Raw genomic sequence first — 12,458 nt, 5'->3', positions numbered from 1 at the left:
CACGCTGATGGTACTTGGACCGCAGGGTCCTGGGAGAGTAAGTAGTCGCCAGGCAAACACAAAAACCCACCGTTTATGGTGGGTTTTTTCTTTTTAAAAAAGAAAGCTTATAAAACTGAGTCAAGATTTCATATAACACATATGCATAAACTAATGGCTTATAGCATGTAAAAAATAGATCAAAACATTAATCATTCAACAAACCATAATCAAATAGTTTGAGAGAATTTAGAGAATAAAAAATACTCTTTGCAAATTTATTTATAGAAAGAGTATTTTTTACATTTATAGCTTAAGGGAAAGTAGAGTTTTTGGTTTTGCTTATGGAAAAAAAATACATAGAAACTAAAAGTGCAACCAATATGAATATAGCAGCTATCCAACTCCTGTTTTCAACAGTGAAATATCCTATAACTAAACCACCAAACCCAGCCCCACTGCATTATCCAATTGAAAATTTGACATGTCTCTAATTCTTTTCCCTTACTTCGAAAGCAAAAATTCAATAACTTCACTGTGGAATCTGTCTGTATGTTCTATATTAGACAAATGAACAGCTGGTAACATGACTAGTTTGGAATTAGGTATTGTTTTAGCGATCAATTCTCCATGACTCGGGAGAGTTACTGTATCTTTTTCTCCAGCTATCACCAATGTTGGACTATTAATTAGTGCTACTGTTCTACGCATATCAAATCACGAATTGCTGCGAATGCTCCCATAAATCCATTTGGATCAGTAGAAAGTACCATATCTCGAAACGTTGATACAATATCATTTTTTTCTTTCAACATAGATGGTGGAAACCAATTTCCAATAAACATATCAGCTAATCCAGACAAATCTTTGTTTTGCTTTAGCGAATTTATCAATTCATCCCATTGATCGGCTGGACCTAAATAGGATGAAGTATTGGATAAGATCAGTTTCTCAATTCGCTCTGGGTGATGAATTGCTAGCCACTGTGCCACTGCACCACCTAGTGATAGTCCAAGGAAATGAACTCGTTTGATATGCAAAGAGTCAATCAACTCGATTACATCTCGTCCCATTCTGTCAATAGAATATGCTCCTGATGGTGCATCTGAAGAACCATGGCCACGAAAATCATAACGTAAAACATGAAAGTGTTTCGATAGTTCTGCAATTTGTCCATCCCACATGTTGAGTGTAGTACCAATTGAATTTGCCAAAACCAATACCGGTGCGTCTGCTGATCCATCGAACTGATATGCTATACGATTTCTATCGCCAGTAGTAAAATGTTTTAGAATACCTTTGGTTTTTAATTCGCTTGTCATTTTCCTTAATTCTCCTTTTAAAAATAATGGATTTATGATTTTAAATCTAATAACTGCTTGCTTCTAGGTGATAAATTGTTTATTACAATGAAATCTGCTAGTTCATTTGATAAAATATATTTAGCTAATATTTTATTTTAAAACGTTAGCATTAGTAACAATGGGTATTTGCACATATTGATTATAATAGATCATATGGAATCGGAACTTCTTTGTGTGTGCCTCCTTTTCACGTATTAATCATTACTTGCTTCTGATGGAGGAATACATGGAAAAATAAAAGCATATGGTTTGATTTGCTTTTAAACTGAAAGGAAATATAAAAGGTGACTTTTGTTCTATGTAATGATGGGAGATGAATCTTAACAATGGACCAAACAGATGTAAAAATACTTGAATTATTGCAGCAGAATGCACGGACTACGATCTCTCAGTTGGGACGGCTAATTAATATGACTCAACCAGCAGTTAGTGAACGAGTGCGGAAATTAGAAGAACAAGGAGTTATTACTGGCTATCATGCGGTGGTAAATCCTGAAAAACTGGGGAAACAAATTACCTCATTTGTATTGGTACAAGCTAATGATTGTGGGAATCTATTCGAATTTTGTAAACAATCTAAAGAGGTTATGGAGATGTACCAATTGAGTGGGGATTTCAATTATATCTTAAAAATAGTGACTGATTCATTAAAAACGATGGATCAGTTCATTATAGACTGCAGCAAGTATGGTTTTACCAAAACAATGACAATACTTTCTACACCAATACAATCGAAAACGATACTAGGTGAGTCCAAATAAATTTCTACCTATATGATAGGGACAAAAACTTGAAAATTACCAACGAACAGCCTGCTATTTTGTAGGTTGTTTGTATTTTCTTATAGTTGTGTTTACTGAAATTGTTTTCCTAAAATATCCTATAAATTTTCACTAGTAAAAATTACTTATTAAGTATTATATTTAAATTAAATATATTATTTTATGCCAATGCCATGTCTATCTCTTCACTTGCTTTTTTATTGATGGAAAAGGTGCTATAGTAAAAAACATAAGAAAAAGCGGAGTGTGGGCTATGCAGAAACATAATGAAGTTCAACTTGTTGTAGTTACAGGTATGTCTGGAGCAGGAAAAACAGTCGCAGCTCAGTGTTTTGAAGATCTCGGTTACTTTTGTGTAGATAATCTTCCACCAATCCTTATATCTAAATTTGCTGAGCTATTGGGTCAATCAAATGGGAAACTACAAAAAGTAGCACTTATTATCGATCTGCGAGGCAGAGCATTTTTCTCCACCTTGTTAGACTCTTTAAAACAATTGGAGGAACAGTATGGAATCCATCATCAAATCCTTTTCCTTGAGGCAGATGATGATACACTTGTCCGGAGATATAAAGAGACAAGAAGAAGACATCCGCTTGCGCCTGACGGAACACCACTTGATGGTATTCGGCAAGAGAGGGTGTTATTGCAGGAGCTTCGAGAAAAAGCAGATAATGTGATTGACACTAGCAGACTTCGACCACTTGAACTCAAACAGCAGATTCAAACATTACAGAACGCCTCGAAGACAGATGCATTTGTTACATTTATGTCATTTGGCTTCAAACATGGAATTCCCATTGACGCTGATTTAGTTTTTGATGTGCGTTTCTTACCTAACCCACATTATGTTAATGAATTGCGTCCGCAAACAGGCAGAGAAAAGATCGTCTCTGATTATGTGATGAAATGGGAAGAGACCAAACTGTTTCTAGAAAAGATAATAGATTTGCTAACTTTTCTTATACCACAGTATAAAAAAGAGGGTAAGTCTCAACTCGTGGTAGCGATAGGTTGTACGGGGGGTAAGCACCGTTCTGTGGCAATTGCCGAGCATCTATATCATACATTGAAGGATCAGGAAAGATGCCAAGTGAAACACCGAGATATGGAGAAAGGCGGTTAAGCACAGGTATGAAACGGAAAAAACAATACCCGCGGATGGTCTGTATTGGTGGAGGTACAGGGTTATCAGTCTTGCTCAGAGGTCTCAAAAAGTTTCCTGTAGAGATCACAGCCATTGTGACAGTCGCAGATGATGGTGGTAGCTCAGGTCGATTGCGTAATGATCTACAGATGCCCCCGCCTGGCGATATTCGAAATGTATTAATCGCAATGGCTGATACAGAGCCGCTGTTAGAGAAAGTTTTTCAACATCGCTTTCAAAATGGAAACGGACTAGCAGGACATAATTTAGGTAATTTAATGATTGCTGCCATGCAAGAGATCACAGGTGATTTTACTACAGCAATCAAAGAATTGAGTAGAGTGCTCGCCATAAATGGAAGGGTTTTCCCTGCGAGTGAGCAAGATGTGGTGCTCTTAGCAGAAATGATGGATGGAACGATTGTCAAAGGAGAGTCTCAAATTCCCAAGGCTGGGAAGAAAATACGTCGAGTGTTTCTCCATCCGCCAAGTCCAAAGCCGCAAGAAGAAGCGATAGAAGCCATTCGAGAAGCGGATGGGATAATTGTAGGTCCAGGAAGCTTATATACAAGCATACTTCCAAATCTCCTAGTGAAAGGGATGGCAGATGAGATTCGGAATTCCAATGCTTGTAAAATTTATATTTGTAACATTATGACGCAGCATGGTGAAACAGATGGCTTCTCAGCGAGCGATCATATTCGCGTTATTTATGATCATGTTGGGCCTGGCTTGTTTGATTTTACATTGCTGAATAATGAAGTCCCTCCTTCTTTTTTAAAGGAGCGGTATGCTAGCAGTCAGCAAAGCATGGTTCTACCAGATTTAGAAGAGATCATGCGTCAAGGGTGCCATCCAATCATGGATAACTTGCTGCTCTATCGAACCTTACTAAGGCATGATGCTTATCGGATCAGCAAACACATCTTAAGGTTAGTTCGTGGAAGATTAAGGGAGTATCAGGGAGTTTAGTTGCGGATAAGTGTGGGAATCCATTAAAATGGATAGTAAGTAAAGTAGCTAGAAGGGACAAATCATGTCGTTTACTTCGGATACAAAAAAAGAACTAACAAAAATGGAAACCAAACCATGCTGCAAAAGAGCTGAGTTATCAGCATTAGTCCGCATGAATGGTATACTTGAAATCAAACATAAGCAACTAATGGTGGAACTTGTTACAGAGAGTCCTTCTACTGCAAGACATATGTTTTCCTTATTGCGTGGATTGTATCAAGTTCAACCAGAAGTACTTGTAAGAAAAAAGATCAGGCTGAGAAAAAATAATGTGTATTCTATCCGTCTTCATCAAAATTCAGCTAAAATACTTGCAGATTTGGCGATTTTTGAACTTGAGACGTGGCAGCGAATCCCAGGGATTTCTTCCACTTTAATCGTTAATTCTTGTTGTAAACGTTCTTACCTAAGAGGTGCCTTTCTCGCTGGTGGATCTGTCAATAATCCTGATAGTGGTTCTTATCATATGGAAATCATGACAACCTACCACGATCATGCGGAATCCTTACAGCAATTAATGGAGGAATATCATCTGAATCCCAAAATGATTGAACGGAAGAAAGGCTACATCGTTTACATGAAAGAAGGAGATAAAATTGGTGAATTCCTAAATATTATTGGGGCTCACCCATCACTCCTTCACTTTGAAAACGTTCGCATCATGAAAGATATGCGAAATTCAGTCAATCGGTTGGTAAACTGTGAGACTGCAAATCTTAATAAGACTGTACAGGCTGCGATGCGGCAAAAAGAAAATATCGAGTTGATAGCAGAACATCATGGACTGGATAATATACCTGAAAAACTCAGAGAAGTAGCGGAGCTGAGATTACAATATCCAGAAGTAAATTTTACTGAACTAGGAGAGTTAATTCCAAGCGGGAAAATTAGTAAATCTGCGGTGAATCACCGTATGCGAAAAATTGATGAGCTGGCCAAACAACTACGAGACAAATTGGGGGAAAATGACAGTGTATAATCAAAACGTAATAGTGACTTTAGATGTTGGCCTACATGCCCGTCCAGCAGCATACTTTGTTCGTGAAGCAAGCCGTTTTTCGTCGGAGATTTATGTGATCAAAGGCACAGCCAAAGTAAATGCGAAAAGTATTATGGGTGTTATGAGTTTAGCTGTTAATAAAGGGACAGAGATTACAATCGAAGCATCAGGACGAGACGAACAGGAAGCTGTAGAACGATTGGTAGAGATCGTGCAAGAAAAAAGTTAAGAGAGTGTCACAATTATAACAAGGTTGAAGGCTAAATTTTGTTATGATGGAGGGTGATGAAGAATGACATGGAGGACAACAACATGGATATTCTACTTTACCCTCTTTTTGTATTGGGTTGTATGGTTTTATTCTTTTGTTGTTTTCGTTTCTTTCAGGAATCCCCGTTTTGGGGAACAGCTTGGGTTTTTTTCCTAATCATAGCCCTTGCGTACGATAATCTTGTCTTGTTATGCGGTAGATGGATTGGGTTTGGAGAAACATTGGAGATGCTAAGTATGATTCGTTATCTCCTGCATGTATTACTCATCCCTACACTAGCCTTTGTATCTTTAGATTTTCTTCGGAGAACGGGAGCGAGATGGGTGGAAAGTGTAGCAATCAAAGTATTGTTCAACCTCTATACTTTCATCGTGACCATCATTGGAGTTTTTCATGATTTTTTGTGGGTTCATATGGAAGCAATTTCTATAAATGGGATTGACCGGTATATTGTGAGCGAATCTCCGTTTTCAATTTCGATGCTATTTGCTTTTGTACCGATGATTTTTACATCCTTTGTGGTGTGGAAAAGAATGCAATGGTCTATCCTATTTTTTGGATGTCTCTTTGTTAGTTTACTCGGAGCGATTGCTTTCTTTGTTGAATATTACGCACTTGGTTCATTTACCGAATTGATTTTTATGTCTGTTTTAGTATTGACAGAATATAGATTTAAACAGGAAGATTTCACATCCAACCTTTTTGAAGCATGAAGATAACCCTACCTAGACAAACTACTTTTAGGAGGTGGGAAACATGCTTCGACAAATAGGTTGGATTATTTTATGTTTTGGTCTTTTGCTTACGGCTTGTCAACGTACAGCAGCCCCTGAGAGAAGAACAGGTTTGGATAATGATTCTCGTTCCTATAGTTATGTGAGTTATCCAGAGAGTAAGATGGTTCAAGCTGCAAAAACAGTTGATGCTGTTTACCGGGCAAAAATGGAGTATACAGGTCGCAATATTATCATGGATATCTATGTAAAACCTGGTGTTAAGCCTCGTAATTATGCCATGATTGAAGCACAAGTAAGAAAAAAAGTTACACAAGCAGCTCCGCTAAATCCTTTTATCCTTCATATCCATCCAACAGAAGAAAGCCGAACCTGATGTTAGGTTCGGCTGTATTTTTTATGTCGGGGTCGAATCACTGGCTTGTGACCGACCCATTTGTACGTAATGTCGTACAAACGTAAGATGCAAGACGCAAGATGCTCGGACGTAAGATGCGAGACGCTCAGACGAAAGATGCAGGATGCGAGATGCTTAGACGAAAGACGTCAGGACGTACGGATGAGTGATGCAAGATGAGTAACATAATCTTTGATGTTACGATTTAATCATACTATAATAAATAAGATAATTCAATCAATGGATACTAATTCTTAAATAGAAATAAAAAAACCGGATTAAATAAATAATCCGGTAATTATTGAGGAAGTTGCTATTCCCTGTGTTTGTTTTTTTGCAAGAATGTCATTCTAGAAAAATCGTTTTATCTATTCTTCGCTCGTTTCTTTTTCTCAACGAAACGATTTTTTTGTTTCCCAGAAGCAAAAGAGCCGCCTTTTCCATTACTTCGCTTTGTTTTAGGAAAAACTCTCTTTTCTGTTTTTCTCTCTGGTTTTTTTGGTGTACGTAATCTTCCTGGTGCATTTAGATCGGAAATGTTTACTTTTGTCTTATTTGGTTCCTTGGTAATCATTTTGAGAGCTGCTGCTACAAGTGCTACAGAATCATGTTCTTCTAACAGTTTTTTAGCGAGCTCGCGATAAGAACCATAATTTTTTTCTTCCACTGTACTGCGTAAGTTTTCCATTGCAGTTAACTGTTGACCTTCTAACGCTTCATGGATCGTTGGGATTGCTTCTCGTTTAATCTTTTTCTTGGTCATTCGTTCGATATAGCGAAGGTGATCCATTTCACGATAACTGACAAAGGTGATTGCTACCCCTGTTTTCCCTGCACGGCCAGTTCTGCCGATGCGGTGGACATAGCTCTCAGGCTCTTGAGGGATATCGAAGTTATAGACATGGGTTACTCCTGAGATATCGAGTCCGCGAGCAGCGACGTCTGTGGCGACCATGATATCGATTGTACCCTCTTTAAAACGGCGTACAACCGTATCACGGCGAGTTTGGTTGAGGTCACCATGCAGTCCTTCCGCAGCATAACCTCGCTTGCTCAACGCCTCAGTAAGTTCGTCTACGCGTTTTTTGGTACGTCCAAAGATGATGGCTAGTTCTGGAGATTGGATGTCGAGCAGGTTACATAAAACATCAAACTTTTGCTTAGGAGCAAGTTCAATAAAAGATTGCTCGATGTTTGGCATGGTAACTTCTTTTGCTTTTACTTTTACTTGCATAGGGTCAATCATAAATTTATTCGCCAATTTGCGAATTTGTTCAGGCATGGTAGCAGAGAAAAGCAAGGTTTGTCTCTCAGATGGTGCTTGATCCAAAATAGCCTCAATATCTTCGATGAAGCCCATATTTAGCATTTCGTCTGCTTCATCCAACACAACGATCTGGATATTTTGCAGGCGAATGGTTTTTCGACGAAGATGGTCTTGTAGTCTACCTGGTGTACCGACGATAACTTGAGGTCGTTTTTTTAGTGCTCTGATTTGGCGGTCAATATCTTGGCCGCCATAAACAGGTAATGCGCGAACGCGTTTAAATTGACCGATTCGATTTAATTCCTCAGCAACTTGAATAGCGAGTTCTCTGGTAGGTGCGATGACCAAAGCTTGAATACTTTCATCATGTGTATCGATGCGCTCGACAAGAGGTATTCCAAACGCTGCGGTTTTTCCTGTTCCGGTTTGTGCTTGCCCGATAAGGTCTTGGCCTGAAAGAGTGATAGGAATGGTTTCTGCTTGGATGTCGGTAGCTTCTTCATAACCCATTTGACTGATGGCTTGCAGAAGCTGTGGGCTTAATCCTAGCTCGGAAAAAGGTTTCAATGTGTTTAAAACTCCTTTAATTAATTTGTGGTTGTTTCTCTTATTATTTGTATAAAATCTCATCCTATGTTGCAGGATGCAAGAATCTAACTCCAGATGAGCAAATCCGCTGATCCGCTTCGCGTGAAGGGACCCCGGAACGTGTCTTCCGCGTCTTGTTGTAAAGAATACATGGGACGCTACAGCCAAGCATAGAGAGACTAGGAGCAAAGCGGCCTAGCGAGCATTTTGCTCTTGTTTGAGGTGTATATCTTCGCTGGGAATGATTTATATCTATATCTGCTCAAGTAGAGAATCTAATCTTTTAATCCCGCAAAAAATCCACCCGTCAGGGTGGATTTCGATTCATCTTATTTGTCCATCTTATTTCTTTTCGATCACTTTGTCAATCAATCCGTACTCTAAAGCTTCCTCAGCGCTCATAAAATTATCGCGGTCGGTATCTTTTGCGATTCGTTCGATGGGTTGTCCGGTAAATGTGGAGTACAAATGATTTAGTTTATCGCGCATTTTAATGATACGTTTTGCTCGAATTTCAATATCAGATGCTTGACCTTGTGCACCGCCGAGTGGTTGGTGGATCATTACTTCACTGTTTGGCAGGGCAAATCGTTTTCCTTTTGCTCCTGCTGCAAGCAAGAAAGAACCCATGGACGCTGCAATCCCAATACAGTTGGTTTCAACATCAGGCTGAATAAACTGCATGGTATCATAAATTGCCATTCCAGCAGTAATGGAGCCGCCTGGAGAATTGATATATAAGTGTATATCTTTTTCTGGGTCTTCTGCTGCTAAGAATAGCAACTGAGCAACAATCACATTTGCTACATCATCATCGATAGCACTACCAAGTAAGATAATACGATCTTTGAGAAGTCGAGAGTATATATCATAGGAGCGCTCACCACGGTTTGTTTGTTCAACTACCATTGGTATTAGGTTGTTCATCATGTTCGTCTCCTCCATATGTAGGAAATATTTTGTTCACAGGACTATCATACCTCATTGGTCAAAAAAGGTCAAATATTTTTCAGAGGGGGAATTTCTGCATAAAATCTTGTGTTGAAGTTTATCTTAATAAAATCGTATTATGTTCTTATATATTCAAATGTTTTTATTTCAATAAAAATGAATAAATGATCGTGTTATCCCTTGAAATCATACTATGAAATTTAATTTACCTCATATAGTTGACTTATCAACAATATGGAGTTATACTCTGTTTATAGTTGATAAGTCAACTAATAACCAGCCACATCATAGTACTACAAATGTAGTAACAGGTACAAAATACTATCTATGGTGTAAACAGAAGGGTGAGAGATTATATGATTAGTGGAGCATTTCCTTATCAAAAAAAGCATCAACAAGTTTTCGATTTAGAGATGGCATATGTGGAAGTAGGTAGTGGTAATCCAATCGTTTTCTTGCATGGCAATCCAGCATCTTCCTATCTCTGGAGAAATATTATTCCTTATGCGCAAGAATATGGACGATGTATTGCCCCAGATCTAATCGGAATGGGAGATTCGGAAAAATTAACTGAAAGTGATCCAGATTCATATACCTTTGTCGAGCATCGAAAATACCTAGATGAGCTTCTCAATAAACTTGGAATTCATAAAAATATCATCTTCGTGGTACACGATTGGGGTTCAGCTTTGGGCTTTGATTGGGCACGACGTCATCCTGGTGCGGTAGATGGCATTGTGTACATGGAGGCGATTATCAAACCCCGCAGCTGGAGCGAGATTCCAGAACAGGGGCGCAAAATTTTTCAGGCATTGAGATCTTCAGAAGGAGAAAAAATGGTACTGGAACAAAACTCTTTTCTCAATGTCAATCTTCCGGTTGGTATCTTGCGTGAGTTGACAGAGGAAGAAGTGGCTCAATATCACCGACCTTTTACAGAAGCAGGGGAAGGACGTCGTCCGATGTTATCTTGGGCGCGGCAATTGCCCTTTGATGGTAATCCAGCGGATGTGACAGAGATAGTCACCGCTTATGGTGATTGGTTAGCACAGAGTTCTGTTCCTAAATTATTCATCCATACAGAACCTGGAACAACTCCACAGTCTCATGTAGATTTTTGCCGCAGCTGGCCTGAACAGACAGAAATCACAGTAGCAGGGCGGCACTATCCAATGGAGGATGCTCCTGATGAGATTGGAACAGCGCTTGCAGCTTGGTTGGAAAAGTTGAAATAAAGATTTTTGATAGCTGGTTAATTCTCCAAAAAGAATTAACCAGCTTTTTTCAAATGTAAAGATAAGATGCTTAAATTACTAGAACGGTTGCATCAATAGACAGTTATTTTCATTTTTTATATAATGAAATCAACCATTCGTTGAGCCCCAATTGTGGGGGAAGGAAGGCAATCATGCGTCCCTCTCGCTCCATCGAGAAAATCGCAGCTCGTCTGGCCATCCTGTGTGGCGAAATCGAGGCGGAACTCCAGATCACCGATCAGCACCTCCGGAGCGCGAAGTGCCCCTGTGAGGTATTCATCTACTCGGTTGCGAAGGTCATGCTGGAAGCCAAGAAGCGTCGGGCGGACCTGCTGCTGACCGAGCTGCTGAAGTCGGTCCCCGAGGAACTCCGTTCGCTCCTGCTCGACAAGGGCAGGGCCTACGGCTACGCACGCCGGCTGTACGAGCGTTACAGCGTCCTCGTGAAGAAGTACCCCGGGTACGCGTGGAACTACGGCGTGGCCGTCCAGATGGAGCTGATCGCAGGGATCGACTTCTACAACAAGGTCTACAAGCCCTGGCTCTGCAAGTAAGAGCCTCCTCCACGGGACTCACCCCGGGGACAGGAAGACAGCAGTGCTGATCTCCCTGCCTCCGGGCCCAAATCCAAATTCATTTATATATAGATAAGCTGTGATTATCATTCACAGCTATTTTGCTTTCTATGAAGGAGAGTTACTATTCATGAATGTCGATTGAGCTTATTGCTAGACGGAGAAAAAGTTATATTTACATCAAACGATTGTCAGGCAACAATGGAGAATGAGAAAACAGATTTTCCACAATGGTTAGGATTTCATCATATTGTTTTTTTTCTGTAAACAGAGGAAGAAGGACTGGCTTTGCGAAACAGATTGCAACAGCTTGAAGTCGTGATGACAGATATTTATGAGCAAGGTGAGATTCGTAATTTTATTTTCCTCGATAATAATGGTATTCAGATAGAAGTTGTTTGGCCAAGGTAATTACAGGAGTCATCATGTTTATAAAGCAATAAAAGTGTGAAGATATGGGATCGTTGAAGGCTTTTTAGTCCATCGACATCTATTTAATTATTTAGTATACTTGGAAGTATCCACGAGTCCCTTTTATGGGGGAAAGTAGGTTGTCATGGATTCCACTCTCATCGCTGCCCTGCGGCTCATCGTTGTCAAGGCTGTAGAGTGTGGAGGGCTTCAGGCGAGGATCGGTTTCTCCAAGGAGGAGGCGATCATGTCCTCGGATGTGAAGCTGCATGAGGATCTGCGCCTCATGACAGAGAGCCTCCAGCAGGAGCTGAACAGCAAGGAAGCGGAGCTGGAAGAGCTGCTGAGCACCCTCCCGGTCAGGAGCTCCGGTCTCCGCGAGGCCGTGAGTCTGCTCAAGAACTGGGAGCGAGCGAGGAGCTATGCCATCATCTACCTTGCGATGAGCGGCTCCGGTAAGTACGAGGAGTACTACCGGGACAAGGTCTTCACCTTCGGTGAGGAAGCCAAGCAAGCTGAACTGGCGTACACCGAAGCGCACCAGAGGGTCCAGTACTACTACTGACCTCAACGGGGCTCAACCCGGGGCAGAATGGTCGATGGCGAAAGCCGTCCCACTCTGTCACCGGGACCCAAATATAATGGTAAATATGTTCATATACACAAGAAACCTGTGAAAATATCACAGGTTTTTTCGATTTCACTATTTAATATCTGTTTTTG

General features: G+C 40.2%; 15 protein-coding genes. 11 read left to right on the top strand and 4 right to left on the bottom strand.

Going from position 1 to position 12,458, the window contains the following annotated elements; genetic code table 11:
- Window positions 1-483 precede the first annotated feature (483 nt).
- Window positions 484-690 (bottom strand): alpha/beta fold hydrolase, encoded by a 207-nt coding sequence (locus AC5WOE_RS04530; RefSeq protein ID WP_496052031.1) that lies wholly within the window; start codon window positions 688-690, stop codon window positions 484-486.
- Window positions 675-1,301 (bottom strand): alpha/beta fold hydrolase, encoded by a 627-nt coding sequence (locus AC5WOE_RS04525; protein WP_496052030.1) that lies wholly within the window; start codon window positions 1,299-1,301, stop codon window positions 675-677. The genes AC5WOE_RS04530 and AC5WOE_RS04525 overlap by 16 nt, the downstream gene beginning before the upstream one ends.
- A 368-nt stretch (window positions 1,302-1,669) precedes the next feature.
- On the opposite strand from AC5WOE_RS04525, the gene AC5WOE_RS04520 reads away from it, so the two are divergent.
- From AC5WOE_RS04520 to AC5WOE_RS04490, 7 genes are all read left to right on the top strand, one after another.
- Window positions 1,670-2,104: an Lrp/AsnC family transcriptional regulator gene (locus AC5WOE_RS04520; RefSeq protein WP_496048803.1), complete on the top strand. Its 435-nt coding sequence runs from the start codon at window positions 1,670-1,672 to the stop codon at window positions 2,102-2,104.
- Between the two features lie 274 nt (window positions 2,105-2,378).
- Window positions 2,379-3,251 carry an RNase adapter RapZ gene (gene rapZ, locus AC5WOE_RS04515; RefSeq protein ID WP_496048802.1) on the top strand — a complete coding sequence of 291 codons (873 nt, stop codon included), beginning with the start codon at window positions 2,379-2,381 and terminating at the stop codon, window positions 3,249-3,251.
- The gene (locus AC5WOE_RS04510) at window positions 3,212-4,243 is read left to right on the top strand and encodes a gluconeogenesis factor YvcK family protein (protein WP_496048801.1); all 1,032 of its coding nucleotides are present in this window, start codon (window positions 3,212-3,214) and stop codon (window positions 4,241-4,243) included. The genes rapZ and AC5WOE_RS04510 overlap by 40 nt, the downstream gene beginning before the upstream one ends.
- Window positions 4,244-4,307: 64 nt before the next feature.
- Window positions 4,308-5,264: a DNA-binding protein WhiA gene (gene whiA, locus AC5WOE_RS04505; protein WP_496048800.1), complete on the top strand. Its 957-nt coding sequence runs from the start codon at window positions 4,308-4,310 to the stop codon at window positions 5,262-5,264.
- The gene (locus AC5WOE_RS04500; protein WP_496048799.1) at window positions 5,257-5,514 is read left to right on the top strand and encodes an HPr family phosphocarrier protein; all 258 of its coding nucleotides are present in this window, start codon (window positions 5,257-5,259) and stop codon (window positions 5,512-5,514) included. Before whiA ends, AC5WOE_RS04500 begins: the two co-directional genes overlap by 8 nt.
- Window positions 5,515-5,597: 83 nt before the next feature.
- Window positions 5,598-6,269: a hypothetical protein gene (locus tag AC5WOE_RS04495; protein ID WP_496052029.1), complete on the top strand. Its 672-nt coding sequence runs from the start codon at window positions 5,598-5,600 to the stop codon at window positions 6,267-6,269.
- A 43-nt stretch (window positions 6,270-6,312) separates the two neighbouring features.
- Window positions 6,313-6,666, top strand: coding sequence for a hypothetical protein (locus tag AC5WOE_RS04490; protein WP_496052028.1), 354 nt, complete (start codon window positions 6,313-6,315; stop codon window positions 6,664-6,666).
- A 385-nt stretch (window positions 6,667-7,051) separates the two neighbouring features.
- Here the strand turns inward: AC5WOE_RS04490 and cshA are convergent, their stop codons facing one another.
- Both cshA and clpP read right to left on the bottom strand, forming a co-directional pair.
- Complete coding sequence (cshA, locus tag AC5WOE_RS04485) at window positions 7,052-8,521, bottom strand: degradosome RNA helicase CshA (protein WP_496048796.1); 1,470 nt, start codon at window positions 8,519-8,521, stop codon at window positions 7,052-7,054.
- 363 nt (window positions 8,522-8,884) lie between these two features.
- A complete protein-coding gene (clpP, locus tag AC5WOE_RS04480; protein WP_496048795.1) occupies window positions 8,885-9,472 on the bottom strand; it encodes an ATP-dependent Clp endopeptidase proteolytic subunit ClpP in 588 nt (195 codons plus the stop codon).
- A 377-nt stretch (window positions 9,473-9,849) separates the two neighbouring features.
- On the opposite strand from clpP, the gene AC5WOE_RS04475 reads away from it, so the two are divergent.
- The 4 genes from AC5WOE_RS04475 to AC5WOE_RS04460 all read left to right on the top strand — a co-directional run bounded on the left by AC5WOE_RS04475 (window position 9,850) and on the right by AC5WOE_RS04460 (window position 12,300).
- Window positions 9,850-10,728, top strand: coding sequence for a haloalkane dehalogenase (locus tag AC5WOE_RS04475; protein WP_496048794.1), 879 nt, complete (start codon window positions 9,850-9,852; stop codon window positions 10,726-10,728).
- A gap of 173 nt (window positions 10,729-10,901) precedes the next feature.
- Entirely contained in the window at window positions 10,902-11,303 is a 402-nt protein-coding gene (locus tag AC5WOE_RS04470) for a hypothetical protein (protein WP_496052027.1), read from the top strand.
- A 309-nt stretch (window positions 11,304-11,612) separates the two neighbouring features.
- Complete coding sequence (locus AC5WOE_RS04465) at window positions 11,613-11,735, top strand: hypothetical protein (RefSeq protein WP_496052026.1); 123 nt, start codon at window positions 11,613-11,615, stop codon at window positions 11,733-11,735.
- 145 nt (window positions 11,736-11,880) lie between these two features.
- Window positions 11,881-12,300 (top strand): hypothetical protein, encoded by a 420-nt coding sequence (locus AC5WOE_RS04460; RefSeq protein ID WP_496052025.1) that lies wholly within the window; start codon window positions 11,881-11,883, stop codon window positions 12,298-12,300.
- Window positions 12,301-12,458 lie beyond the last annotated feature (158 nt).

This window comes from Shimazuella sp. NTD248 (assembly GCF_059510395.1).
This window is presented reverse-complemented; position numbering and strand designations above follow the sequence as displayed.